The 24,475-nt window shown below is 69.2% G+C and carries 21 protein-coding genes, 1 tRNA gene and 1 pseudogene; 15 read left to right on the top strand and 8 right to left on the bottom strand.

Annotation, left to right across the window (positions count from 1 at the left end):
• The first annotated feature begins 195 nt into the window (after positions 1 to 195).
• Together DSC45_RS19385 and DSC45_RS19380 are read left to right on the top strand one after the other, a co-directional pair.
• On the top strand, positions 196 to 666 hold the full coding sequence (locus tag DSC45_RS19385; protein WP_119292630.1) for a DUF485 domain-containing protein: 471 nt from the start codon (positions 196 to 198) through the stop codon (positions 664 to 666).
• A gap of 98 nt (positions 667 to 764) precedes the next feature.
• Positions 765 to 2,366 (top strand): sodium/solute symporter, encoded by a 1,602-nt coding sequence (locus DSC45_RS19380; RefSeq protein WP_119292832.1) that lies wholly within the window; start codon positions 765 to 767, stop codon positions 2,364 to 2,366.
• A gap of 48 nt (positions 2,367 to 2,414) precedes the next feature.
• Here DSC45_RS19380 and DSC45_RS19375 read toward each other — a convergent pair whose 3' ends face one another.
• The 3 genes from DSC45_RS19375 to DSC45_RS19365 form a co-directional block, all read right to left on the bottom strand.
• The gene (locus DSC45_RS19375) at positions 2,415 to 3,308 is read right to left on the bottom strand and encodes a coiled-coil domain-containing protein (RefSeq protein WP_119292628.1); all 894 of its coding nucleotides are present in this window, start codon (positions 3,306 to 3,308) and stop codon (positions 2,415 to 2,417) included.
• A 286-nt stretch (positions 3,309 to 3,594) separates the two neighbouring features.
• Complete coding sequence (locus DSC45_RS19370; RefSeq protein WP_119292830.1) at positions 3,595 to 6,201, bottom strand: SUKH-4 family immunity protein; 2,607 nt, start codon at positions 6,199 to 6,201, stop codon at positions 3,595 to 3,597.
• Positions 6,202 to 6,206: 5 nt separating this feature from the next.
• Positions 6,207 to 7,184 carry an SMI1/KNR4 family protein gene (locus tag DSC45_RS19365; protein WP_119292627.1) on the bottom strand — a complete coding sequence of 326 codons (978 nt, stop codon included), beginning with the start codon at positions 7,182 to 7,184 and terminating at the stop codon, positions 6,207 to 6,209.
• Between the two features lie 343 nt (positions 7,185 to 7,527).
• On the opposite strand from DSC45_RS19365, the gene DSC45_RS19360 reads away from it, so the two are divergent.
• Positions 7,528 to 8,049, top strand: a complete 522-nt coding sequence (locus DSC45_RS19360) for a YwqJ-related putative deaminase (protein WP_119292625.1) — start codon at positions 7,528 to 7,530, stop codon at positions 8,047 to 8,049.
• The gene (locus DSC45_RS19355) at positions 8,049 to 8,552 is read left to right on the top strand and encodes an SUKH-3 domain-containing protein (protein WP_119292623.1); all 504 of its coding nucleotides are present in this window, start codon (positions 8,049 to 8,051) and stop codon (positions 8,550 to 8,552) included. Before DSC45_RS19360 ends, DSC45_RS19355 begins: the two co-directional genes overlap by 1 nt.
• A gap of 15 nt (positions 8,553 to 8,567) precedes the next feature.
• On the opposite strand, the gene DSC45_RS19350 is transcribed toward DSC45_RS19355, so the two are convergent.
• A complete protein-coding gene (locus tag DSC45_RS19350; protein WP_119292621.1) occupies positions 8,568 to 9,962 on the bottom strand; it encodes a sensor histidine kinase in 1,395 nt (464 codons plus the stop codon).
• A 165-nt stretch (positions 9,963 to 10,127) separates the two neighbouring features.
• Between DSC45_RS19350 and DSC45_RS19345 the strand changes: the two genes are divergently transcribed.
• The 7 genes from DSC45_RS19345 to DSC45_RS19315 all read left to right on the top strand — a co-directional run bounded on the left by DSC45_RS19345 (position 10,128) and on the right by DSC45_RS19315 (position 15,928).
• A complete protein-coding gene (locus DSC45_RS19345) occupies positions 10,128 to 11,000 on the top strand; it encodes a hypothetical protein (protein ID WP_119292619.1) in 873 nt (290 codons plus the stop codon).
• Positions 11,001 to 11,006: 6 nt separating this feature from the next.
• Positions 11,007 to 11,077 (top strand) — tRNA-Gln (locus DSC45_RS19340).
• 120 nt (positions 11,078 to 11,197) lie between these two features.
• Positions 11,198 to 12,643 (top strand): bifunctional UDP-N-acetylglucosamine diphosphorylase/glucosamine-1-phosphate N-acetyltransferase GlmU, encoded by a 1,446-nt coding sequence (gene glmU, locus DSC45_RS19335; RefSeq protein WP_119292617.1) that lies wholly within the window; start codon positions 11,198 to 11,200, stop codon positions 12,641 to 12,643.
• Positions 12,644 to 12,750: 107 nt separating this feature from the next.
• A complete protein-coding gene (locus tag DSC45_RS19330) occupies positions 12,751 to 13,725 on the top strand; it encodes a ribose-phosphate diphosphokinase (RefSeq protein ID WP_119292615.1) in 975 nt (324 codons plus the stop codon).
• Between the two features lie 208 nt (positions 13,726 to 13,933).
• Positions 13,934 to 14,527, top strand: coding sequence for a 50S ribosomal protein L25/general stress protein Ctc (locus DSC45_RS19325; protein ID WP_119292613.1), 594 nt, complete (start codon positions 13,934 to 13,936; stop codon positions 14,525 to 14,527).
• A gap of 130 nt (positions 14,528 to 14,657) precedes the next feature.
• A complete protein-coding gene (gene pth / locus DSC45_RS19320) occupies positions 14,658 to 15,251 on the top strand; it encodes an aminoacyl-tRNA hydrolase (RefSeq protein ID WP_119292828.1) in 594 nt (197 codons plus the stop codon).
• Positions 15,252 to 15,388: 137 nt separating this feature from the next.
• Positions 15,389 to 15,928, top strand: coding sequence for a hypothetical protein (locus tag DSC45_RS19315; protein WP_240434730.1), 540 nt, complete (start codon positions 15,389 to 15,391; stop codon positions 15,926 to 15,928).
• Positions 15,929 to 16,017: 89 nt separating this feature from the next.
• Here the strand turns inward: DSC45_RS19315 and ppc are convergent, their stop codons facing one another.
• On the bottom strand, positions 16,018 to 18,750 hold the full coding sequence (ppc, locus tag DSC45_RS19310) for a phosphoenolpyruvate carboxylase (RefSeq protein WP_119292609.1): 2,733 nt from the start codon (positions 18,748 to 18,750) through the stop codon (positions 16,018 to 16,020).
• A gap of 342 nt (positions 18,751 to 19,092) precedes the next feature.
• Between ppc and DSC45_RS19305 the strand changes: the two genes are divergently transcribed.
• From DSC45_RS19305 to DSC45_RS19295, 3 genes are all read left to right on the top strand, one after another.
• A complete protein-coding gene (locus tag DSC45_RS19305) occupies positions 19,093 to 20,088 on the top strand; it encodes an acyl-CoA desaturase (RefSeq protein WP_119292607.1) in 996 nt (331 codons plus the stop codon).
• Positions 20,085 to 20,789 (top strand): TetR/AcrR family transcriptional regulator, encoded by a 705-nt coding sequence (locus tag DSC45_RS19300; RefSeq protein ID WP_119292605.1) that lies wholly within the window; start codon positions 20,085 to 20,087, stop codon positions 20,787 to 20,789. The genes DSC45_RS19305 and DSC45_RS19300 overlap by 4 nt, the downstream gene beginning before the upstream one ends.
• A 96-nt stretch (positions 20,790 to 20,885) precedes the next feature.
• Entirely contained in the window at positions 20,886 to 21,488 is a 603-nt protein-coding gene (locus DSC45_RS19295) for a Uma2 family endonuclease (protein ID WP_119292603.1), read from the top strand.
• Here the strand turns inward: DSC45_RS19295 and DSC45_RS19290 are convergent.
• Positions 21,489 to 21,821 (bottom strand): annotated as a pseudogene (locus tag DSC45_RS19290) (VOC family protein); the annotation flags it as partial.
• Positions 21,822 to 21,839: 18 nt separating this feature from the next.
• Positions 21,840 to 22,661 carry a trans-aconitate 2-methyltransferase gene (locus DSC45_RS19285; protein WP_119292602.1) on the bottom strand — a complete coding sequence of 274 codons (822 nt, stop codon included), beginning with the start codon at positions 22,659 to 22,661 and terminating at the stop codon, positions 21,840 to 21,842.
• 187 nt (positions 22,662 to 22,848) lie between these two features.
• Between DSC45_RS19285 and DSC45_RS19280 the strand changes: the two genes are divergently transcribed.
• Positions 22,849 to 23,346 (top strand): MarR family winged helix-turn-helix transcriptional regulator, encoded by a 498-nt coding sequence (locus DSC45_RS19280; protein WP_119292600.1) that lies wholly within the window; start codon positions 22,849 to 22,851, stop codon positions 23,344 to 23,346.
• Here the strand turns inward: DSC45_RS19280 and DSC45_RS19275 are convergent.
• The gene (locus DSC45_RS19275; protein ID WP_119292598.1) at positions 23,305 to 24,075 is read right to left on the bottom strand and encodes a response regulator transcription factor; all 771 of its coding nucleotides are present in this window, start codon (positions 24,073 to 24,075) and stop codon (positions 23,305 to 23,307) included. The genes DSC45_RS19280 and DSC45_RS19275 overlap by 42 nt on opposite strands.
• Between the last annotated feature and the right edge of the window lie 400 nt (positions 24,076 to 24,475).

Genomic DNA, 24,475 nt, shown 5'->3' with positions numbered 1-24,475 from the left:
ACCTGCCGTGCGCCGTCCGGCCGGCACAGGCGTACGGGCAGGGCGCTCACCGGCCGCGGAGACCACCGCACCGCCGCCTGTCCCCTTCCTGACCAGTTCGCCGGAAACGCCGCACTCCGCCTACACCGGCGAGTAACGTACCGGGCTCCTCCCTGTGGTCCCCCGAAGGGGACCGAGCCGCGCAAGGAGTCCGCCATGTCCGACCTGCACGGCGTACCACCCCACCCCGGCCCCCACCCGGGAACCACCCCCCACTCCGGCCCCGCGTCCTACTCCAACCCGCCGTCCGACGGCCGGCTCACCTTCCCCTGGCAGCCCCCGCCACCACCCGCGCCGCCCCGCCCGCACCGGCGGGCCACACCGCCGCCCGGGCAGCACAGCGACCTACGGCTGCTGCGCACCGCGTACCGCAGACTGCGCCGCGTCGCCACCCTCACCGCGCTCGGCTACTTCACGCTCTTCCTCGTCCTGTCCGCGTACGCACCGTCCCTGATGACCCGCACCTGGCTCGGCGGCATGAGCGCCGGACTGCTCCTGATGTTCTGGCAGCTCCCGGTGACCTGCCTGGCCCTGCTCGTGTACGAGGCGTACGCCCGCGGCCGCGTCGACCCGCTCGCCCGCCGACTGCGCCGCCAGGCGGCAGCCGAGGCGGAGGACGCCCCGTGAACCTGACCGCACAGCCGTCCGCAACCACGGCACGGTCCCTGCCTCCGGGCGACGACACCCCGCTTGCCCTCGCCGAGTTCGGCCCGACCGCACAGACCATGTCCCTGGTCGCCTTCACCGCCGTCGCCACGATCACGCTGCTGCTCTGCGTGCTGACCGGCCCCGACCGCCACAACCGCGACGAACTCGACGAACTCGACGAGTTCTACACCGGGTACCGGGGCCTCTCGCCGTTCCGCGGCGGCCTGGCGATCGCCGGTGACTACATCTCGGCCGCCACCGTGCTCGGCACCGTCGGCGTCATCGCGCTCACCGGATACGACGGGGTGGTGCTCGCTCTGAGCACCGGCCTCTCCCTCGTCCTCTTGATGTTCCTGCTCGCCGAACCCCTGCGCAACGCGGGCCGGTTCACCATGGGCGACGCGATCGGCCGCCGCCTGCCCGGCCGTTCGGTGCGCATCGCGGTCTGCGGCGCCACCATCGCCGCACTGCTCCCCATGATGCTGGTCCAACTCGCGGGCGCGGGCGACCTGGTGGCGTTCGTCCTCGGCTTCGACAACGCGGGCCTGAAGACCGGCTGCATCGTCGGCCTCGGCGTCCTGATGATCAGCTACGCGGCGATCGGCGGGATGAAGGGCACCGCCCTGATCCAGCTGGTCAAGATGGTGATGCTGCTCGGCTCGGGTGCGGTGGTGGCGGGCCTGGTGATGAGCCGGTTCGGCTGGAGTCCGGGAGAGCTGGTGGCGGCCGCCGAGAAGGGCAGCGGCGCCGGACCGGCGTATCTGCGCTCCGGCCTGCAGTTCACCGACAGCTGGAGCCCGCGGATCGACATGATCTCCTCCGAGCTGACCGTGGTCCTCGGCGGCGCCTGCCTGCCGCACGTCACCATGCGGATGTACGCCTCGCGCAGCGCCACCGAGGTGCGCCGTTCGATGTCGTGGGCGGTGTCGGCGGTCGTGGTGTTCATTCTGCTGATCGCCGTCATCGGATTCGGCGCATCGGCGCTGGTGGGGCGGGAGTTGATCGCGGGCTCCGATCCGCAGGGCAACACGGCGCTGCTGCTCGGCACCCAGGGCGCTCTCGGCCCGGACGTGACCACCGTCGAGGCCCTGGTGTTCACGGCGATGGCCACCACGATCTTCCTGACCGTCCTCGCCTCGGTGGCCGGAATGATCCTGGCCTGCGCCAACTCCCTCGCCCACGACGTCTTCGCGCACCGCGGGAAGCGGATCTCCGCCCGCACCGAGATGACGCTGGCCCGGGTCTCCGCGCTGGCGATCGGCGTGCCGACCATCGTGCTCGCCACCTTCGCGCAGCACCGCACACTGCAGCCGCTGGTCGTCCTGTCGTTCTCCCTCGGCGCCTCCGCCCTGGCACCGGCTCTGGTCTACGGGCTGTTCTGGCGCCGGTTCACCCGGGCCGGGCTGCTGTGCACACTGATCGGCGGCACGACCGGTTCGATCGTGCTGATGACCGGCACCAATCTGGTGTCCGGGTCGCCCGGATCGGCCTTCCCCGGCATGGACTTCAACTGGTTCCCGTTCACCACGACCGGCATCGTGTCCATCCCACTGGGCTTCCTGCTCGGCTGGCTCGGCACGGTCCTCAGCCCGCGCGTGCGCCGCACCGCACAGCGCCGCCAGTACGAGGCCGTGGAACGCCGCATCCTCGCGGGGGCGGTACGACGCGAGCAGGGGTGACGCGGCGGGCCCGGAGACGCGGACGCCTCCGGACGCCTCGGGCCGGGCTCAGGAATGCTCCTCCACCGGATCCCGCCCGGTGAGCGCGGCCAAGCTGTTGCGCACGTGCTCCATGCGCGCGTGCATCTCGTCGCGCGCCTCGTCGTGCTCGCGCAGGATGCGTGCCGTCTCGCGTTCGACCCGCTCGGCGGCCGCCCTCGCCTCGGCGACCAGGTCAGCGGCGCGCGCATCGGCGTCCTCCTGCTGGTGCCGGGCCGCCTCCTCCGCCTCGGCGAAGCTGCGCCGCAGATCCGTGAGCCGGGCCTCGGCCGCCTCGGTGCGGGCGGCGATCGCGGCCTCCTGCTCTGCGAGGCGGGCGGCGAGCTCGGCGTCCAGCGCCTCGGTGCGGTCCTGCTCGTCCTGCTCCTGGGCGGCGAGCAGACCCGCGCCGCGTTCGCGCAGCTCCTCGAGTTCGCTACCCAGCGCGGCGCGCAGCTCGTCCACCTCGCCCCGGGCCGCGGTACGTTCGCCCTCGGCCGTCGCCTCCGCCGCGGACAGGATCTCCGCCGCCCGCTGCTCGGCCGCCGCCCTGACCCGGTCGGCGTGCGCCCGGGCCGCCGCCCTGACCTGGTCGGCGTGCGCACCGGCCGCGACCTCCTCGGCCTCGGCGTACTGCCGGGCGGCCGCCGTCACATCGGCGGCCTCCTCCTCGACGATCGCGAGCAGCGAGGTGGCCCGCTCACCGAGTTCCTCGAACGTCTGCGGCGGCAGCTCGGCGACGATCCGGCGCAGCCGGGCCGCCTCCGCCTCCAGCTCCTCGACCGCGACCGTGAGCCGCACGACCCGGTCGTCTGCCTCGTCCCGGTCGGCGGCGAGCACCGCGAGGTGGGTGTCGACCTGCTCCGGCCGATAGCCGCGTCGCCTCACCACGTCGAAACCCTGCGGTGACGTCGGTGCACTCATCGGGGAGCCCCTCTCCGGCCTGCTACGACACATGCGTGCGCGCCGTTCGGTATGCGCACTGGGCGGGTTACCGCGAAGCGCTCATAACGCGACACACCACCCATCATCCTGGTCAAGGATGCGGCAACATGCACCGAAAGTCGGAATCGAGCCGGATCGGGTGGGCGACCTCACACACCGAAGGCCGCCCCGCACACGCCGAAGGGCGCCCCGTCCGAAAACGGAACGCCCTCCATGACGCGTACGCCCCCTACAGGGCCCGGCTCCGGGCAGCCCCGGAACGACCTCAGAGCAGCCCGTCCCACATCTGCTCGAGCAGCACCGACCACCAGCTCTCCGGCGACGACAGGGCCGCCGGGTCGAGAGCCGACAGCTGCTGCTGGAAGTCGACGGTCCAACGGCCCGCCTGCTCCTGATTGAGACCGAACCGCAGCCGCCACATGTGCCCGAGCAGCGCCAGGCAGCGAGCGAACTCGGGCAGCCCCGTGTTCACGAACTGCGGAGGCACCGGCGCACCACCAGGACCGGCCTCCACCGGCACCGCCACGATGTGCGCCGTGCCGTACTGCACACAGATCGCCCGACCGAAGTCACTGCCCATCACCAGATACGAACCGGCGTCGGACGCGGCCGGAACGCCACGCTCCTGCGCCAGCTCGGCCAGCGTCGGCACCGGCCTCCCCGGCTGCGCCTGCGCCCAGAAGAACGGCCCGAAATCGACCGGCAGACCCGCCATCATCAGCGTGTGCGCGACCAGATCCGGCACACCCTGCCGCGACACCGCCCGCTGATCGAACCGGAACACCCCGGGCCCGAAAGCGGACGCCAGCTCGTGCGCCACACCCTCCGGCGGAACCTGCGGCGCCGGAGGCATCGGCTGCAGCGGCACACGCACCGGCGCCGGACGCGCAGGTCCGTCCGCAACCTGATGCAACTCACCCTGGTGAGAGATCAGTTGCTGCATGCCCTGCTGACGGCTCGCACGGTCCTTTCCGTACGGCGCGATGCTGGTGATCCGCGCCTGCGGCCAGGTCTCACGGATCATCCGCGCACAGTACGCACCCGGCAGATCGCACGACTCCAGCTCGGTGTGGAGCTCGAGCACCTGCTGCGGCGGCACGTTCATGCCGCGCAGCTCGTGCAGGATCTGCCACTCCGGGTGCGGCGTACCGGGCGCCGAGCGGCGGATCAACTGCTGCTCGGAACCGTCCTGCGCCCGGTAGCGAAGCACAGCCTGATAGCCGGGGCCGACGAGCGGCGCACCGGGCGGCGGCTGCGGATATCCGTACGCACCCTGACCCTGCGCACCCGGCGCACCGGGCGGCGGGCCGGGAGGCTGCGGAGCGCCCGGACCGGACGGACCCGGGCCACCGGGACCGGCCAGCATCGTCGCCGCCTGGTGCACACCGCCGCCCTGGCCGGGCGGCGTACCACCGGGGGCACCGGGCGGGCCGGGAGGCTGCGGACCACCGGCGCCGGGCGTACCGGGCGGGGCCGGGGGCTGCGGAATCCCGCCGCCCTGACTGGGATCGGCCAGCATCGTCGCCGCATGATGCACACCGCCGCCACCGTCACTGCCACCAGGAACACCAGGCGGACCAGGCGGCTGCGGACCACCAGCCCCCGGCGCACCAGGCGGACCAGGCGGCTGCGGACCACCGGCACCCGGGGCACCAGGCGCGCCGGGCGGAGGCGGAGGCTGCCCGACACCGCGCCCCTGACTGGGATCGGCCAGCATCGTCGCCGCATGATGCACACCGCCGCCACCGTCACTGCCACCAGGAGCACCCGGCGAACCGGGCGGCTGCGGACCAGCAGGCCCACCGGGCCCCGCCTCCGGCACCAGACTCGTCGGCACATAGCCCCCCGCCGGAGCTCCCGGCGCACCCGGACCACTCGACGGCGCAGGCGCACCACCCGCACCCGGCGTACCCGGAGCACCGGGCGGAGGCGGAGTCGACGCACCGCCGGCGCCACGCGCACCCGGCGGCGGACCCTGCGCCTTGCTCGTCGCAGCATCGGCGATGTCACCCGCACCCGGCTGCGCACCCGAGGACGGACCACCCCCCGGAGCCGCAGGAGCACCCGGCGCCTGCGGCCCACCCTGGGGCCCCCGCGTCGGATCGATCGAAGGAGCCACCGCGGTCGCCGGAAGCTGACTGCCGCCCGAGATCAGCGCGGTCTTCGCCTCCGGCGCGACAGCCGGCGGCTCAGCGTCGTCATCCGCACCGGACAACGGCGGCGCGAACACCGTCGCAGGCGGCGGCACCGAACGGTCGTCGGAGCGCGCATTGGTGTCCGTACCCGCCCACGCCGCACCTCCCGCGGACGCATCCGGACCACCCCGCCCGTCGGACTGCCCCGCAGCCGGCCACCCCGCACCACCGGAAGCAGCCGCCGGCGCAGCGGCAGGCGAAGGACCAGGATCCGTCGGAGCAGGCGGCTGCGGAGCCGGAGCAGGCACACCCGCACCCGAAGAACCAGCCACGCCACCACCGGAATCCGAACGCCGGTCCGGGATCCCCATGTTGTCCGCCGCCTCCTGCAACCACTCCGGCGGAGTCAGCAGGAACGACGTCTGATTCAGATCGATCCGCTCCGGCTGCGGCGCCGGAGCCTCAGAAGCAGCAGCCGGAACGCCGTACTCCTCCTCGTAACGCCGAATCACCTCACCCACCGGCAACCCCGGCCACAACGAGGCATCCCCGCTGTCCCGCGCGATCACCAGGCGCTGCCGCCCGCCGTCCGACACCGGACCGCCCTCGCGGTCCTCCGCCCAGACGACGAAACCCAGCTCGAACTCCCGCACCCGCACCTCACGATGCTGGTACCCGGGCACATCCCCGTTGATCCACTCTTCCGCACGCTCCTGCGCCTGCGCGAACGTCACCATCACGCTCACCCCTCCAACGGGACGACATGCGCGAAGCCGCCGTCCACCATCAGGTTCGCCACGGTCTCCAGCTCCGGCGGATTACCCGCGAGACGGCCCAGGAACTCGTCGAAATCGCCACCACACGGCAGCAACAACCGCTCCATACGCTCATCCACGGTCAGACCGTTCTGATCCCGCGCATCGTCATACGCGCAGAACCACACAGAGCCGATCCGGTCGCCCTTGACCTTCACCGCGAGAATGCCGCCCTGCACGAACGCCACACCCAGATAATCCTTGGTGAGATGGTCGCGCAGGCACTTGTTCGCGTACACCAGATCGTTCATCGCGGCCTGATCCCGCACCGTGAAGAACGGCTGATCCACCAAGAGCCCCAGCTCCGCATCGAGCGCGGCCCCCACCGGCGCACACCCACCGGCCGCCTTCAAAAAGCCCCGGTACGCGCCCGGCAGGCGATAACCGAGATCCTCCTCCACGGCCAGCAACTGCTGCTCCGACACCGCGACACCGCCCTTCGGCAGCACCAGATGCGCCGGCCGCGTCTCCTGCAACGGCCGCGTACCCCGCTTGCCGTGGTCCACCCGCGCCGTCGCCAGACCACCGTGATGCCTCAACAGCGCCTTGATCTCGACCGGCACCAACTCCAGCCGACGACCACCCGGCACGTGATGCCACGTCCAGCCGTGCGGCGTCGCCACAGCCGGAATCGTGTCCCACAGATCATGGTCCGACGCCGCCAACGCGGCATTCGCCGAGACATAGTCCGTCAACCGCAACTCGTCCACCCCGAACCCCTCCGGGGGCTCGGCGATCTCCGCGGCAGCGCGCGCGTACGCCGAAAAATCCGGGTAACCGTGCTCGTCGATGCGCACCCCACCGGGATGCCGGGCGGCCCGGACCGGATCCGGGAACTGCACGGACTGCCCGGCATAAGCCGCGTTCGGCGGCGCGGCTGCTTGCCCGAGCCGACCTGTCGTCATGGCGGTTGCCCCCTGCGGCACTGATTTACGGATCGTGGATGCTCACAGCCTATGTGCTCAAGCAGCACCGGTCACCGGCCACCGGACCGCCGACCAGCGTCCCCCGACCACCCCACCCGCGCACACCCCACCTCCCCGCAACCACACCCCCGAGCACTGCGTGACCAGCCATCACTCACCAGTGACGACACACCCGTACGACACACCGCCAAAGCCCCCAGCTTCCCCACCCACCGCACCATTTGGCAGTCTGTCCCCGCACTCCTGCGGGGAGTGCACCGCACTCGGGGGGAGTGCCGGACGCGGTCGATCACCGCGGGCACGGGGAGGAACGTCACACCACATGCACACCGCATCGCCGCACGGCACACCACCGCCGCGCACCCAGGGGGATCCACGCCTCGACTGGAGCGCCACCACCGAGCCGGCCACACCCGTGCCCGGCCACCGCCGCGACGGCATCCTGCCCACCGTCGCCGCCGCCCTCTCGGTACGTGGCGAAACCCTCACCTCCACCGCCGCACGCGGCGACCGCGCCCCGACCCTGCACCCCCTCGTCCAGGACTTCCTCGACACCCTTCCCAGCAGCCGGCGCGAACGCTTCACCGGACGCTGCCCAGAAGCCCTGCTGCTCTCCCGGCACCTCACCGCCGTCGACGCCACCCGCTCCAAACGCGCCCGACGCAAACCCCTCACCCCCGGCGAAGGACGCAAAGCACTCAAACACGCCAAACTCACCACCCGACGCATCCGCGAGGACGGCGACCCCCTGCACGGCAGCTTCGCCCACCCCTGCCGCTCCTGCACCGCCCTCACCGACCACTTCGGAGTACGCGTCGTCGACCCCACGGAGAACACCCGCTGATGCCGACCGACCGCACGTCCGTCACCCGCTTCCCCACACCCGTCGACGCCGCACTACGCGACGCCGGCTGGGAACCCGGCCGCTGGGACATCCGACAAGCGGAATTCTGGGCCGACACCCTGCGCACCCACACCTCACCCGCCGGACACCAGCACACCGTCTTCCCCGCCGCCGTCGAAGCCTGGGCCGAATTCGGCAACCTCCACATCACACCCACCGCCCCCGGCCGCCAGATCACCCCCGCCACCGTGCGCCTCGACCCCCTCGCCGGACTGCACATGGCCCGCACCCTCGCCGACCTCGGCCGCGCCATCGACACCCAGGTATGCCCACTCGGCGAAGAAACCGACAGCCAAGCAGTCCTCGCCATCGACGCCGACGGCCGCGTCTACACCCTCGACCACACCGGCGACTGGTACCTCGGCCCCGACATCGACCAAGCCCTCACCACACTCCTCACCGGCACCCTGCCCACCCGCCTCACACCCCACAGCGGCAACTGACGAACCCCACCCGCACTACGCGCCCCCCACCACCGGAAGAACCGCCGAAACCCGGAACCCACCCGCATCCGTCGGCCCCGACACAAACACACCCCCCAGCGCCGTCACCCGCTCCCGCATCCCCACCAGACCATTACCGCCACTCGGCAACCTCGCACCGTCCGGCCCCACCTCAGGCACCGGACCGTTCTCCACCTGCATCGCCACCTCACCACCCCGATACGCGAGCCGCACCTGCGCCTTCGCACCCGGAGCATGCTTGTGGACGTTCGTCAGACCCTCCTGAATCACCCGATACGCGGTCTGCTCCAACTCCGCCGCATACACCCCCGGCTCCCCGTCCACGGACAGCTCCACCACCATCCCCGCAGCCCGCGACTGCCCCACCAACTCATCCACCTCAGCCAGACACGGCCCGTCCGAACCATCCTCCGGCCACACCCGCGACGCCGCCACAGCCGCAGCAACACCCACCGCCGCCAACGGCGCACCACCCCCCTCAACACCCTCCCCACCAGACACCGACCCCGACCCCGCCCCCACAGCACCACCCGCATCAGACGCCTCGAACGAGGCCGAGACCGAGGGCACAGGCTCCGTCCGCAACACCCCCAACATCTCCCGCAACTCCGTCAACGCCTGCCGCCCCATATCCCCCACCAACGCAGCGTTCTTCACCGCCTTCTCCGGATCCTTACGAGCAACCGCCTGCAACGCCGCCGCATGCACCACCATCAAACTCACCCGATGCGCCACCACATCGTGCATCTCCCGGGCAATCCGCGTGCGCTCCTCACTCCGCGCCCACTCCGCACGCTCCTCCGCCCGATCCGCAAGCAACATCAACTCACGCTCAAGACTGTCCGCACGCTCCCGCAAACTCTCCATCAACCGACGCCGCGCCCCGATATACAGCCCCAACAACACCGGCGGCGCAGTGATCCCCAGCGACGCCGTCATCGCCATGAAGAACACGAACCACTCGCCGACATCCAGATCACCGCGCACCGAGTCCTGCTGAGTCCGCACGAACGTCACGATCAACGTGCCGACCACCGACATCCCCGCAAGCACCGCAGTGATCCGCCGCGGCACATCGGACGCAGCCAGGCTGTACAGGCCCACGATCGTCAGCAGAACGCCCATATTCGCCGGCGTCACCGCAATGGCGACCAGCACACTCGCGATCGGCCAACGCCGCCGCACCACCAACGCACTGCCGGCCACCAGGCCGAACAGCACCCCCACCGGCGACGGCACCCCCGCGTCACCCGCGAAAACAACACCCTCCGCGGCACACTCACCCGCCGATACGACCGCGAGGCCCACATCAAGGGCCGCACTCCGCCTCCGCTGCCACCACCACGGCCCCCCGGCCGCCGGTCGGTGGTCTTCCCCCGTCGTGGTCATAGCTTCCAGCCTACGGGCGAAACCATCCGCTTTTCCGGTGAGTTTCCCCGACCGCCCCAGCACACAACACCAGAAACCACCACCCGAACCCACACAATTAGCTCGAACTACTGAATCGCTCAAACATTCGACCCGGACGTCCGCATTCCGGACAACACTCGACGCATGCCGAACATCCGAGACCTCCACACCCACTACAACACCCTCCGCGACCAGGCCATCGCCCTCCGCCGCTCAGGACTCAGCCTCCGCCAGATCCGCGACCGCCTCGGCATCCACAACAACGACCTGCTCCAACGCCTCGTCAAAGGCGAACCCCCACCGGAGTGGACCAAACGCCCCAACGCCAAGGACGACCTCCGCGCCAAGGCCCGCGAACTCCGCCTCCAAGGCAGGACCTACGACCAGATACAGCTGGAACTCGGCGTATCGAAGAGCTCGATCTCCCTGTGGGTACGAGACCTGCCGACGCCGGAGCGCAAGCGCAGCCGCGAGGAGTCCGCCGCCATCGCCAGGCGAGGCTGGGAAGCGAAACTGCGCATCCGCGAGGAAGAACGACAACAGGCGAAGCTGGAGGCCGCCCGATCCGTCGGCGCACTCTCGCCGCGCGAGCTGTTCCTGGTCGGCGTCGGCCTCTACTGGTCCGAGGGATCCAAGGACAAGCCGTACGACCGGCGCGAGAAGGTCGTCTTCGTCAACAGCGACCCAGGGATGATCCAGGTCTACCTGGCCTTCCTCGACCTTCTCGGCATCGAACGCGAGCGCATCCGTTTCACCGTGATGATCCACGAATCAGCGGACATACCGGCCGCCGAACGCTACTGGGCCGACCTGGTCGGCGCCGACCGCTCAGCGTTCTACAAGACGACGATCAAGAAGCACTCCCCCAGGACCCGACGGAAGAACATCGGCCCCACCTACCGGGGTTGCCTCACGGTGAAAGTCCTGGGAAGCGCCGATTTGTACCGTCGCATCGAGGGCTCGTGGTGGGGCATAGTAGATGCCGTCGCTGAGGCCGATCACGAAAATCGGACATAGCGCCCATCCCGGGTCGTCTAAGGGCAAGACGTCAGATTTTGGATCTGATCATGGGGGTTCGAGTCCTCCCCCGGGAGCAACTGCAAGGTTTGGGTCCTGACCGGCAAGGTCAGGACCCGCCCTCATTTCCGGCCCACTACGCCCCGGTATCCTGCGGATGTCCACCACCCGAAGTACCAGACTCGAAGGACACCCCCGTGAGCGCCAATTCCCCGGCCGCCGTTGTCGTGCTTGCAGCGGGTGAGGGCACCCGCATGAAGTCGCGGACGCCGAAGGTTCTGCATGAGATCTGCGGCCGCTCGTTGGTCGGCCATGTCGTCGCCGCCTCGCGGGAGCTGGATCCGCGGGAGCTCGTCGTGGTGGTCGGTCACGGCCGTGATCAGGTGACCGCGCACCTCGCCGCGATCGACCCGGCCTGCCGCAGCGCGGTCCAGGAGGAGCAGAACGGCACCGGTCATGCGGTGCGTATGGGTCTGGAGGAGCTGGGTGGCGAGGTCGACGGCACGGTGGTCGTCGTCTGTGGTGACACACCGCTGTTGACCGGCGAGACGCTGGCCGGTCTGGCGGCGACGCATTCCGCGGACGGGAACGCGGTGACGGTGCTGACGGCGGAGATGCCGGATGCCGCGGGTTACGGCCGAATCGTGCGGGACGCCTCGGGTGCGGTGACGGCGATCGTGGAGCACAAGGACGCCTCGGAGGAGCAGCGTGCGATCCGGGAGATCAATTCGGGTGTGTTCGCGTTCGACGGCCGTCTGTTGGCGGAGGCGTTGAAGAAGGTGCGTACGGACAACAGTCAGGGTGAGGAGTATCTGACTGATGTGCTCGGGATTCTGCGCGAGGCGGGGCACCGGGTGGGTGCTGCGGTGGCGGGTGATCATCGGGAGATCGCGGGGATCAACAACCGTGTGCAGTTGGCGGATGCGCGTCGGGTGCTGAACGAGCGGGTGCTCGTGGAGGCGATGATGTCCGGTGTGACGGTGGTGGATCCGGCGAGTACGTGGGTGGATGTGACGGTGACGTTCGAGCCGGATTCGGTGGTGTGTCCGGGGACGCAGTTGCTTGGTTCGACGCATGTTGCCGCGGGGGCGGAGGTGGGTCCCAACTCGCGTCTGACGAATACGTCGGTGGGTTCGGATGCGCGGGTGGACAACACGGTGGCGTTGGATGCCGAGGTGGGTGCGGGGGCGTCGGTGGGTCCGTATGCGTATCTGCGTCCGGGTACGCGGTTGGGTGCGGGTGCGAAGGCGGGTACGTATGTGGAGATGAAGAACGCGTCGATCGGTGCGGGGACGAAGGTTCCGCACTTGAGTTATGTGGGGGACGCGACGATCGGTGAGCACACCAACATCGGTGCGGCCAGCGTGTTTGTGAACTATGACGGTGAGGCGAAGCACCACACGACGGTGGGTTCACATTGCAAGACGGGTTCGGACAACATGTTTGTGGCGCCTGTCACGGTGGGGGACGGGGCGTACACGGCTGCCGGGTCGGTGATCACGAAGGATGTGCCGGCGGGTTCGTTGGCTGTCGCCCGTGGTCAGCAGCGGAATATCGAGGGTTGGGTGGCTCGTAAGCGGCCGGGGAGTGCGGCTGCGCGGGCGGCGGAGTCGGCGGCTGGGGGGCCGGTGGACGAAACCTGACCGGAAATCGGTGCGTCCAACTCGGCGTACCGTGATAGGCGCACACATTTCGGCTGGTCCGGGCGACTGGATGCGCGGCCAGAGAACAGTCTGAGGAGACAGGTGCTGTGACCGGGATCAAGACGACCGGCGAGAAGAAGTTGATGCTCTTCTCCGGACGCGCCCACCCCGAACTTGCCGAGGAGGTCGCGCACCACCTGGGTGTGGGTCTCGTCCCGACCAAGGCTTTCGATTTCGCCAATGGTGAGATCTATGTGCGCTATCAGGAGTCGGCGCGTGGTGCGGATTGCTTCTTGATTCAGAGCCACACGGCTCCGATCAATAAGTGGATCATGGAACAGCTGATCATGATCGATGCGTTGAAGCGTGCTTCGGCCCGCAGCATCACGGTGATCGTGCCGTTCTACGGGTATGCCCGTCAGGACAAGAAGCATCGTGGCCGTGAGCCGATCTCGGCTCGTCTGGTTGCGGATCTGATGAAGACGGCGGGTGCTCACCGTGTGGTCACGGTGGATCTGCACACGGATCAGATCGTCGGGTTCTTCGACGGTCCGGTCGACCATCTCTTCGCGCTGCCGATCCTGGCGGATTATGTGGGCGCGAAGGTGGATCGGGACAAGCTGACGGTGGTGTCGCCGGATGCGGGTCGTGTGCGGGTTGCGGACCGTTGGTGCGATCGGCTGGGTGCGCCGTTGGCGATCGTGCACAAGCGGCGTGACAAGGACGTCGCGAATCAGGTGACGGTCCATGAGGTGGTGGGCAATGTCGAGGGCCGGGTGTGTGTGCTGGTCGACGACATGATCGATACGGGTGGCACGATCTGCGCTGCGGCGGATGCTCTGTTCGCGCATGGTGCGGAGGATGTGATCGTGACGGCGACGCATGGTGTGCTGTCCGGTCCGGCTGCGGATCGTCTGAAGAACTCGAAGGTGAGTGAGTTCATCTTCACGGACACGTTGCCGACGCCTGGTGAGTTGGAGTTGGACAAGATCACGGTGTTGTCGATCGCACCGACGATTGCGCGTGCGCTGCGTGAGGTCTTCGAGGATGGTTCGGTGACCAGCCTCTTCGAGGAGCAGTAGGTCTTTTTCTGGTGACGTGGGTCTGCTGTGTGCGGGCTCTCGAAGATCCTTTTGGGTGCGGCCTTCCTGCCGGGTAGACTCATCGAGTTGCTCGGCGAGGGAGGCCGTACCTGTATGGGTCGGTGGTCCGTTATCGGCGCGCTCTTCGTAGCAGGCCAGTCGTGGCCGGGTGACTGCCACAGCTTTCCGTCGCTTACGAGGAGTGCATATGTCCGAGGTAAAGATCGCAGCCGAGTCCCGCACCGAGTTCGGTAAGGGTGCGTCCCGCCGTCTGCGTCGTGCCGACAAGCTGCCTGCCGTTGTCTACGGCCATGGCGAGGACCCGATTCACGTGGCGCTTCCGCACCACGACACCCTGATGGCGCTGAAGAACTCGAACGTTCTGATCAACCTGGACATCGAGGGCAAGAGCCAGCTGGTGATCCCGAAGGCCGTGCAGCGTGACGCGCTGCGTCAGGGCATTCTGGAGCACGTCGACCTGCTCACGGTGAAGCGTGGCGAGAAGGTCGTCGTGGAGATCCCGGTGCTCACCGAGGGCGAGCTGGCCCCGGGCAGCAACCTGCTGGAGAACGTGCTGAACACGCTGTCGGTCGAGGCCGAGGCGACGCACATCCCGGAGTCCGTGACGGTTTCCATCGCGGGTCTGGACGCGGGTGCGTCGATTCTGGCGAAGGACATTCCGCTGCCGTCGGGTTCGACGCTTGCCGGCGACGAGGACGCGGTTGTGCTGCAGGTGCTGGCGGCGCAGGCCGAGGAGCCGGCTGCTGAGGGCGAGGAGGGGGCCGAGGGCGCCGAGGCCTGATCTTCTTTTTCCCGGGTGTGGCCCGGGAGTTGTCCGTTCGACCGCCGTTCCGCCCGCGAGGTGCGGGACGGCGGTCGGCGTTTGAGTGGGTGGCCGGTGTGGTGGCCGGCGTATGAAGGGAGTTATGCAGATGGTTGAGGCGGCGGGTCCGTGGCTGGTGGTGGGGTTGGGTAATCCGGGCCCCGGTTATGCGGGTAATCGGCACAATGTGGGTTTTATGGTGGCGGATCTGCTCGCTGAGCGTGCGGGGGGTGGGTTCAAGCGGGCGGGGCGGGCGCAGGCGCAGGTGGTGGAGATGCGGGTCGGTCCGCCGGGTCCGGGGAGTCGTCGGGTGGTGTTGGCGAAGCCGACGTCGTACATGAATCTGTCGGGTGGGCCGGTGACGGCGTTGCGGGATTTCTACAAGGTGCCGCTTGAGCGGACGGTGGCTGTTCATGATGAGTTGGACATCGATTACGGCACGTTGCGGCTGAAGTCGGGTGGTGGTGACAACGGGCACAACGGGTTGAAGTCGATGACGAAGGCGATGGGTCCTGGTTATTACCGGGTGCGGTTCGGTATTGGTCGTCCGCCGGGTCGGATGCCGGTGGCTGATTTCGTTCTGAAGGATTTTTCCGGGGCGGAGCGCAAGGAGTTGGGGTATTTCGTGGATCGTGCGGCGGATGCGGTGGAGGCGCTGGTTCTGGAGGGTCTGGAGCGTGCGCAGAGCACCTACAACTCTTGATGTACGGGGGTGGGTCGGCGGCGTGGGGACGTGTGCGGCGGTGCTTGGTGTACATGTCCTGATGTAGCGGGACGGACGTGTCGCGGCCGGTGTGGGGCAAGTTGACGGGTGCGGTCGCATGGCCAAGGATCGCGGCCATGCCTGCTCTCCCTGCGAAGCGTTCGACGTCGAGATCCGGCCAGGTCGGGCGTGGTCGTTCGCGTCGTGTGTCCGGTGATCGGCCGGGGCTGGTGACGGTGGGGCGGGTGGCGGCGACGGTGTGTGTGGCGGTGTTGCTGGTGGTGGCGGGTGTGTGGGCGTCGTGGGGGACGGCGCAGCATGTGGTGCTCTCGGACAGTCGGGAGCGGGGGACGTTGACGGTGGCGGAGTGTGGTGAGGACCGGTGCAGTGGGGCGTATGTGCCGAGTTCGCCGGGGTCCGAGGCGCGCGAGCGGGTGGTGGTGGACCGGTCGATCGATGTGCGTAAGGGGGCGCGGTTGTCGGTGGTGGTGAAGCCGGGGAGTTCTGAGGTGGTGCGTACCGGGGCGGGTGGGTTTTTTCATGCGTGGATGCCGTTGGGTGGTGCGTTGGTGTTGGCGGGTGTGGTGGTGGGTGGTGGGTTGCGGCTGACGCGGGTTGCGTGGGGGACGGGTCTTTTGGGTGCGGCGTTGTTGGGGGCTGCGTTCGTGACGTTGTAGCGGTCGTGTCCGGTGACGCACGAGTGCCCCCGCTCCGCCTGTGCAGGCGGGGCGGGGGCACTCGTGTGTGCGGGTGAACCGGCTTGTGGTCAGCCGGTGTTGCGCAGGCCTGCGGCGACTCCGTTGACGGTGAGCAGGAGTGCGCGGGCGAGGAGTGGGTCGGGTTCCTGGTCGGCTGCGGCGGCGTCGCGCTGGCGCTTGAGGAGCGCGACCTGGAGGTAGGAGATGGGGTCCAGGTAGGCGTCGCGGATGGAGAACGTCTGCTGGAGGACCGGGTTGCGTTCGAGGAGTTGCTTGCCGCCGGTGATTCGCAGGACCTCGGCGACGGTGAGCGCGTGTTCTTCCTCGATGGTGTCGAAGACGTGCTTGAGCTCGTCGGGCACGAGGGTGTCGACGTAGTGGCGGGCGATGCGCAGGTCGGTCTTGGCGAGGGTCATTTCGACGTTGGAGATGAAGTTCTGGAAGAAGTGCCAGTGGTCGTTCATCTCGTCGAGGACGGTGTCGAGGCCGGCTTCGCGCAGGGCCTTGAGGCCGGATCCGACGCCGAACCAGCCGGGCACGATCTGCCGTGACTGGGTCCAGCCGAAGACCCAGGGGATGGCGCGGAGTCCGTCGAGTGAGACGCCGGAGCCGGGGCGGCGGGAGGGTCGTGAGCCGAGGTGCAGGTCGGCGAGCTGGTCGACGGGGGTGGAGGCGAGGAAGTAGGTGGGCAGGTCGGGGTCTTCGACGAAGCGCCGGTAGGCGGCGTGGGCGGCGTCGGAGACGACGTCCATGGCGGCGTCCCAGCGGGCGAGTGCTTCGTCGGACTGGCGGGGCGCGGTGTGCAGGGCGGAGGCCTGCAGGGTTGCGGCGACGGTCAGTTCGAGGTTTTCGCGGGCGAGGGACGGCACGAGGTACTTGTCGGAGATGACCTCGCCCTGTTCGGTGACCTTGATCTCGCCTTCGAGGGTGCCCCAGGGCTGGGCGAGGATGGCGTCGTGGGAGGGGCCGCCGCCGCGGCCGACGGTGCCGCCGCGGCCGTGGAAGAGGCGGAGGCGTACGCCGTAGCGGTGGGCGACGTCGCGGAGCCTGCGCTGGGCGCGGTGGATCTCCCACTGGGAGGTGGTGATGCCGCCGAACTTGGAGGAGTCCGAGTAGCCGAGCATGACTTCCTGGACGTCGCCGCGCAGGGAGACGAGGCGTCGGTAGGAGGGGTCGGCGAGCATCTCGTCGAGGATGACGTCGGCGGCGCGCAGTTCGTCGGTGGTCTCGAGGAGCGGCACGATGCCGATCTTGGCCCAGCCGGCGTGCAGGTCGACGAGGCCGGCCTCGCGGGCGAGGACGGCGGCGGCGAACACGTCGTCGGCGCCCTGGCACATGGAGATGATGTACGACTCGATGACCTCGGGTCCGAAGACTTCGAGGGCGCGCTTGACGGTGGAGAAGACGCCGAGGGTCTTCTCGCCCGCGGCGTCGAGCGGGGCGGGTGAGGGGGCGAGGGGGCGGCGGGAGCGGAGTTCCTTGGCGAGGAGCTTCTGCCGGTAGTCGCGGGGCATGTCGGCGTAGCGCCAGGATTCTTCGCCGAGCCGGTCGAAGAGCTGGCCGAGTGCGTGGTGGTGGGCGTCGGCGTGTTCGCGTACGTCCATGGTGGCGAGTTGCAGGCCGAAGGCGGCCAGGGTGCGGATGGTGCGGTCCATGCGGCCGTCGGCGAAGAGTCCGCCGCGGTGTTCGCGCAGGGAGGTCTGGATGAGGGTGAGGTCCTGGAGGAGTTCGGCGGTGCCGAGGTAGTCGCGGCCGGGCTCGTGCGCGGTGCTCTTGGCGAGGCGTTCGCGGGTGTTGACGAGCTTCTGGCGTACGCAGGTGGCCTTGAGGCGGTAGGGCTCCTCGGCGTTGAGGCGCTTGTAGCGGGGGCTGATCTCCGGGAGGCGCTCGAGGTCGGTGTGGAGGGAGGCGAGGAGTTCCTCGGTGGCGCCGGTGTAGCGGATCGAGTTGGAGAGCAGTCCGCGCAGGGTGTCGATCATCTCGAGTGCGTCGGTGATGCCGTGCTCGTGCTGCAGGATCAGGACGTCCCAGGTGACGTCGGGGGTGACGTTGGGGTTGCCGTCGCGGTCGCCGCCGATCCAGGTGCCGAAGGTGACGGGGCGGGTGCCGGCGGGCATCTGTACGCCGACGCGCTCGAGTTCGGCGGTGAGGTCCTCGAGGACGTCGCCGACGGCGCCGGCGTGGAGTTCGTCGAGGTAGTAGATGGCGTTGCGGGCTTCGTCGGCGGGCTCGGGGCGTACGACGCGCAGTTCGTCGGTCTGCCAGACGAGGTCGATGTTCTCGGCGAGGCGGAGGTCGAGTCGGCGGCGGTCTGCCTCGGGGCCGGGGGTTTCGAGGAGTTCGGCGATCCGGCGGAGCTTGGTGAGTACGGACCGGCGGGCGGCTTCGGTGGGGTGCGCGGTGAAGACGGGGCGCACGTTGAGGTGGGCGACGGTCTGCCGCAGGTGGTCCGGGTCGGCGTCCTTGAGGCGGTCGGCGGTGCGGGCGAGGGTGCCGCCCTCGAGGTCGCGGCGGGTGCGCAGTTCGCGGCCGCGGTGCACCTGTTCGGTGACGTTGGCGAGGTGGAAGTAGGTGGAGAAGGCGCGGACGAGCTGGGCCGCGGTCTCCAGTTCGGTGTCGCCGAGCAGCCGGGCGGCGGCTTCGCCGTCGCTGCGGGTGAGGGCGCGGACCTGTTCGACGAGTTCGAGCAGCTCGGCCCCTTCCTGGCGGACGAGGGTCTCACCGAGCAGGTCACCGAGTCGGCGGATGTCTGCCCGCAGCTCGGCGCTGGTCGTGGTGTTCTGCTGGTCGGCACTGCTCACAGGTGCGGCTCCTTGCGGTGATGAGGAGGTGCGTCGCACCGCGTGGCCCGCCGCGAGGGTGGTCGCGAGGGCCGGACGGCGCGTCTGGAGGGGATCCGGCGGTCCGAGGTGGGTACTCGTACATCGTGAGAGCCGGATTCCCGGGAAGACTCAGAGCGGACCACGCTGTCCGACCCCACCAGGATAGGTCTCCCTTTCACCTTGCCCGCCGCGACCTCTTGCCTCCCGCTTGCGCGCTGCCATACTTACGTCGCCGTAGGTTACGCGCTGGTAGGAGGTTTGATCGGTGCCGTGACCAGGCACAAGCCGTCGCCATCCCTCAACACCCCACAGGGGACGCCCATGACCCCGAGCTCCGATGTGAGCAACCGCTCCGATGTGATCGACTCCGCGCGATCGTCTGATTCGCCACTCCCCTCCGCGACCCGCGGCGGCGAACAGAAGCGTTCGCTGGAGCAGCTCACGCTGCTTCTCTTCATCACCGCCCCTTTCCTCGCCCTGCTCGCGGCTGTGCCGCTGGCGTGGGGCTGGGGGGTGAGCTGGCTCGATCTGGGCCTGCTCGTCGTCATGTACTTCGTCGGCTGCCACGGCATCACGGTCGGCTTCCACCGCTATTTCACGCACGGTTCGTTCAAGGCGAAGCGGCCGCTGAGGATCGCGCTGGCGATCGCCGGGTCGCTCGCGGTGGAGGGGCCGCTGGTGCGCTGGGTGGCGGATCACCGTAAGCATCACAAGTTCTCGGACGCCGAGGGCGACCCGCATTCGCCGTGGCGGTTCGGGGAGACGGTGCCGGCGCTGATGAAGGGTCTGTGGTGGGCCCATATCGGCTGGATGTTCGACGAGGAGCAGACTCCGCAGGACAAGTACGCGCCGGATCTGATCAAGGACCCCGCGATCCGCCGGATCTCCCGCGACTTCATCTACTGGACACTGCTCTCGCTGGCGATCCCGCCACTGGTCGGTGGTCTGGTGACGATGTCCTGGTGGGGTGCGTTCACCGCGTTCTTCTGGGGGTCGCTGGTACGGGTGGCGCTGCTGCATCACGTGACCTGGTCGATCAACTCGATCTGCCACGCGGTGGGCAAGCGGCCCTTCAAGTCCCGTGACCGTTCGGGCAACGTGTGGTGGCTCGCGGTCCTGTCCTGCGGCGAGTCCTGGCACAACCTGCACCATGCGGACCCGACGTCGGCCCGGCACGGGGTGATGCGCGGCCAGGTGGATTCCAGTGCCCGTTTCATCCGGTGGTGCGAGCAGCTGGGGTGGGCGTACGACGTCCGGTGGCCGTCGGCGAGGCGGATCGAGTCCCGCCGCAAGTCCGAGGCCGCCGACCCTGCATGATGGGGGGCGTGGCCACGGACCCGAGTTCCACCTCCAGTTCCAGTTCGAGTTCCAGCAAGAGCGACGAGAAGCCGCCCCGCCGGGCGCGCAGGACCAGGATGACCGGGGCGGAGCGCCGCCAACAGCTGCTCGACATCGGACGTGGCCTCTTCGCCGAGAAGGGCTTCGAGGCCACGTCTGTCGAGGAGATCGCCTCGAAGGCGGGTGTTTCCAAGCCGGTCGTGTACGAGCACTTCGGCGGCAAGGAGGGCCTGTACGCGGTGGTGGTGGACCGTGAGATGCAGCGGCTGCTCGACATGGTGACGAGTTCGCTGACCGCGGGGCATCCGCGGGAGCTGTGTGAGCAGGCCGCGTTCGCGCTGCTCGACTACATCGAGGAGTACACGGACGGTTTCCGCATTCTGGTCCGTGACTCCCCCGTGGCGCAGTCGACGGGGACGTTCGCGTCGCTGATCTCGGACATCGCCACGAAGGTCGAGGACATTCTGGGTCTGGAGTTCAAGGCCCGCGGCTTCGATCCGAAGCTCGCACCGCTCTACGCCCAGGCCCTGGTCGGCAGCGTCGCGCTGACCGGCCAGTGGTGGGTGAACACCCGTAAGCCCAAGAAGGCCGAGGTCGCGGCCCATCTGGTGAACCTGGCCTGGCACGGCCTGGGCAATCTGGAGGCGAAGCCGCGCCTGATAGGGCATCGCAAGAACTGAGCCCGACCTGCGCTTGTCACTCTTTGTGATGACGTGCGGGGAAGGGCCCGGCTACCGTGGAACAGCAGGCCGAGAATCCCGTCCATGGGAGGAACCATGACCGCCGAGCCGATCTCCGATCGAGGCGCGCGCCGGCCTGCGCCGCCGCCGAACGGCTACACCGTGGACGACCTGTTCACGCTGCCCGATCTCCCGCCGCACACTGAGCTGATCGACGGGAGCCTTGTTTTCTTGAGGCCGCAACGGCGTTTCCACGCCAAGATGATCGACCTCTTGATGAACGGGCTGCGGCAGACACTGCCGGAGTCACTGACGGCGGAGCGCGAGATGACCGTCGTCCTCGACAGACGCAACGGCCCGGAGCCCGATGTCAGCATCGTGCGGACCGAAGCCGTCACTGGCCTGGATCAGACCCACTTCCGGGCCGAGGACGTCGTCCTGGCCATCGAGGTGGTCTCCCCCGATTCGGAGGCCCGGGACCGCGACGCCAAGCCCCGTAAGTACGCCGCCGCCGGCATCCCGCATTTCTGGCTCGTAGACGCGGCGGGCAGTGACGGTCACCCGGTCGTCCATGTCTACGAGCTCGACATCGTGGCGAAGTCGTATGTCGTGTCCGGCATCCACCACGAGCAGCTGAAGACAGGCGTCCCCTTCCCGATCACGATGGACATCTCGTTGGACGCGCTCAGTCGTTTCTGAATCACCGACCGGATCCGTCGAGTAGAAGCGGCGGTGGCCAGGCAGGGCGTCGTCCCAGGTGACCTCGGCGCCTCGGGCGGTGAGGCGGTCGGCGTAGGCGTCGATGTCGCGTACGCGCAGGCCGGGGTGTGCCTTGCGGGCGGGGCGGAAGCCGGGCTCGATGCCTAGGTGGAGGCGGACGCCGCCGGCCTCGAACCAGCAGCCGCCGCGGGCGGCGAGGACCGCGGGCTTGGCGGTCTCCGTCATTCCGAGGACGTCCACGTAGTACGTACGCAGCAGGTCCTCGGAGCCCGGTGGGGCGGCGAGTTGGACGTGGTCGACGGCGGTCAGCATCGCAGGATCCTCAGTGCTTCACAGAGCGGGTTTGCGGGCGACGGCGAAAATGCGGCGGAACGGGAAGACGGTGCCGTGCGGGCCCGGTGGATAGGCCTTGCGGAGCAGGTCGCGGTATTCGGCGACGAATTCGGCGGAGGCCGCCGGGTCGTCGGCGAGCTCGGTGAGGACGGGGCGCAGGGCGGTGCCCTTGACCCAGTCGAGTACGGGGTCCTCGCCGGGCAGGAGCTGCGAGTAGGTGGTTTCCCAGGTGTCCGTGGCGCAGCCGAGGTCGGTGAGCCGGATCAGGTAGTCGGCCGGGCTGAGTATGTGGACGAAGCGTCGGCCGTGGGTGCCGAGGCGGTCGCGCCAGTGCGGGAGGTCGCAGAGTTCGCCGAGCAGTGCGTGGCTGGGGGCGGTGAAGTTGCCGGGGACCTGGAAGGCGAGGGTGCCGCCGGGGCGTAGGCCGGCGATCCAGGCGGGGAAGGACTCGGGGTGGTTGGGGACCCACTGGAGGGCCGCGTTGGAGACGATCAGGTCGTAGGTGTCGTCGGGTGTCCAGTGCGCGGCGTCGGCCTCGCGGAATTCGAGGAGCCCGCCGCCCGGGGTGGCGCCGGCGTGGGAGGCGGCGCGGTCGAGCATCTCGGGGGAGCTGTCGAATCCGGTGATGTGGGCGTTCGGCCAGCGCTCGGCGAGCAGGGCGGTGACGTTGCCGGGGCCGCAGCCGAGGTCGGCTATGCGGGCGGGTGCGCCGGTGGCCGGCAGGTCGGGTATGCGGGCGAGAAGATCGTGAAAGGGCCGGGTACGGTGCCCGGAGTGGCGCAGGTACTGCTGCGGGTCCCAGGTAGGTGCGGCATGCATGTACAAGCTCCCTGCTTGGTGCGAGCGGGGAAGCTTCGATCAGCTGCCGATCGGCCACTGAGCAGCCATCGGACAGCCGTTGATCGGCTTCCGCCGCGACGATGCACATCACGATGCCCATACCGAACCCCAAATATCTCTCGACGTCAAGAGACTTCATGTCGAGGGACCCCTTACACTGATCGCCATGGAGGACGAGGTCGATCGGCTGGTCGCGGCATGGCGTCGGGAACGCCCTGACCTCGACGTGGAACCGCTCGAGGTACTGAGCCGCGTGAGCAGACTCGCGCGCCACCTCGACCGGGCCCGGCGGCTCGCGTTCGCCGAGCATCATCTGGAGCCGTGGGAGTTCGACGTCCTGACGTCGCTGCGGCGGGCCGGCGCGCCCTACCAGCTCTCCCCCGGTCAGCTCCTCACACAGACCCTGGTCACCTCGGGCACGATGACCAACCGCATCGACAGGCTGGCCAAGAAGGGCCTGGTGGAGCGCCTGCCCGACCCCAGCGACCGGCGCGGTGTACTGGTCAGGCTCACCGCCGAGGGACGCGACCGGGCGGACGAGGCACTGGCCGCACTGCTCGCCCAGGAGCGCGCGATCCTCGCCGAGCTCTCCCGCGGCCAGCGGTCCGAACTGGCCGGACTGCTACGCCAGTTGACCGCCCCGTTCGACAACGTCCCCGGCTAGGTCGGCCGGACCGACCCCGGCCCTCCGGGCCAGCGCGACGGCCGCGAGCGTCGAGTGGACGCCGAGCTTCCCCAGCACGTTCTGCATGTGCGTACGAACGGTGTGCGGAGACAGATAGAGGCGCTCGGCGACCGCCTTGCGCCCCAGACCCGCGACCATGCACCGCAGCACTTCGCGCTCGCGCGGGGTCAGCGACTCGACGAGGCGTTCGCTCTCGGTGCGGTGCTTTCTGGCCGCGGTCAGCTCCCTGAGTACGCCGGTGAGCAGGGCGGGTGGCAGATGCGTCTCGTCCCGCAGGACTCCCCTGATCACCGTGAGGAGCCGGGAGAGCGAGCAATCCTTGGCGACCCAGCCGGAGGCGCCGGCGCCGAGCGCGAGCGCTGCGCGGTGCGGGTCGTCCTTCTCCGCGAGGACCACCGTACGGACCGCGGGCTGGACCGAACGGACCGCTGTGACCAGGGAGATGCCGTCGACCAGGTCGTCCTGGCCGCCGTCGCGCACCGGAGCGGGTGCGCGGGCCTCGGGCACGGCCGTCGCGCCCAGGTCGGCGTCGGCGAGCAGCACATCGAAGCGACGGCCCTCGGACGCGGCGCGCTCGAGACAGCGCAGCGCGGCAGGCCCGCTGCCTGCGGCGGCGACGTCGACATCGGGCTCGGCGGCGAGTGCGGCCGCGAGCGATTCGGCGAAGATGCGGTGGTCGTCGACGACCAGGACCCGGATCCGGACCACGTGAAACCCCCAGGCTTCATGATTCCGGGGGCCGTTCGCCGAGCCCCCGGTGGGGGACGGACCTGCGCGGGTACGACGTCCGGTGCGGAGTTCGGCGCGGTGCCACGACCGCCGCCGTGCCGCCGCTCACCCTGCTCCGGGCGTCGTACCCGACTTGTCTCGCCCCCTGAACAGCACCGGCCCCCACCGATGCTGTGCATCAGCGTAGAGCCGGGCGCGGGGAGCGGAAGTCGATTTGCAGAACTGTTTCACCAATCAGGCTCGACCCAGCCCTGCGGCGATTCAGGAGTCACGTCCGGGGCAGAGCCCCGGGAACCGGCCGCGATCGGCAATCAAGCCCCTCCGGCGACCGAGGAGCGGGGTCCGGAGCAGAGCCCCGGAAGCCGCCCGCCCCCAGACA

It is taken from the genome of Streptomyces sp. YIM 130001, assembly GCF_003574445.1.
GTDB lineage: Bacteria > Actinomycetota > Actinomycetes > Streptomycetales > Streptomycetaceae > Streptomyces.
This window is presented reverse-complemented; position numbering and strand designations above follow the sequence as displayed.

What these genes read in the sequence shown, in the direction of transcription:
- DSC45_RS19385 (WP_119292630.1), top strand. Translation starts at nt 196, where the DNA reads ATGTCCGACCTGCACGGCGTACCACCCCACCCCGGCCCCCACCCGGGA.
- DSC45_RS19380 (WP_119292832.1), top strand. Translation starts at nt 765, where the DNA reads ATGTCCCTGGTCGCCTTCACCGCCGTCGCCACGATCACGCTGCTGCTC.
- DSC45_RS19375 (WP_119292628.1), bottom strand. Translation starts at nt 3,308, where the DNA reads ATGAGTGCACCGACGTCACCGCAGGGTTTCGACGTGGTGAGGCGACGC.
- DSC45_RS19370 (WP_119292830.1), bottom strand. Translation starts at nt 6,201, where the DNA reads ATGGTGACGTTCGCGCAGGCGCAGGAGCGTGCGGAAGAGTGGATCAAC.
- DSC45_RS19365 (WP_119292627.1), bottom strand. Translation starts at nt 7,184, where the DNA reads ATGACGACAGGTCGGCTCGGGCAAGCAGCCGCGCCGCCGAACGCGGCT.
- DSC45_RS19360 (WP_119292625.1), top strand. Translation starts at nt 7,528, where the DNA reads ATGCACACCGCATCGCCGCACGGCACACCACCGCCGCGCACCCAGGGG.
- DSC45_RS19355 (WP_119292623.1), top strand. Translation starts at nt 8,049, where the DNA reads ATGCCGACCGACCGCACGTCCGTCACCCGCTTCCCCACACCCGTCGAC.
- DSC45_RS19350 (WP_119292621.1), bottom strand. Translation starts at nt 9,962, where the DNA reads ATGACCACGACGGGGGAAGACCACCGACCGGCGGCCGGGGGGCCGTGG.
- DSC45_RS19345 (WP_119292619.1), top strand. Translation starts at nt 10,128, where the DNA reads ATGCCGAACATCCGAGACCTCCACACCCACTACAACACCCTCCGCGAC.
- DSC45_RS19325 (WP_119292613.1), top strand. Translation starts at nt 13,934, where the DNA reads ATGTCCGAGGTAAAGATCGCAGCCGAGTCCCGCACCGAGTTCGGTAAG.
- pth (WP_119292828.1), top strand. Translation starts at nt 14,658, where the DNA reads ATGGTTGAGGCGGCGGGTCCGTGGCTGGTGGTGGGGTTGGGTAATCCG.
- DSC45_RS19315 (WP_240434730.1), top strand. Translation starts at nt 15,389, where the DNA reads ATGCCTGCTCTCCCTGCGAAGCGTTCGACGTCGAGATCCGGCCAGGTC.
- DSC45_RS19305 (WP_119292607.1), top strand. Translation starts at nt 19,093, where the DNA reads ATGACCCCGAGCTCCGATGTGAGCAACCGCTCCGATGTGATCGACTCC.
- DSC45_RS19300 (WP_119292605.1), top strand. Translation starts at nt 20,085, where the DNA reads ATGATGGGGGGCGTGGCCACGGACCCGAGTTCCACCTCCAGTTCCAGT.
- DSC45_RS19295 (WP_119292603.1), top strand. Translation starts at nt 20,886, where the DNA reads ATGACCGCCGAGCCGATCTCCGATCGAGGCGCGCGCCGGCCTGCGCCG.
- DSC45_RS19285 (WP_119292602.1), bottom strand. Translation starts at nt 22,661, where the DNA reads ATGCATGCCGCACCTACCTGGGACCCGCAGCAGTACCTGCGCCACTCC.
- DSC45_RS19280 (WP_119292600.1), top strand. Translation starts at nt 22,849, where the DNA reads ATGGAGGACGAGGTCGATCGGCTGGTCGCGGCATGGCGTCGGGAACGC.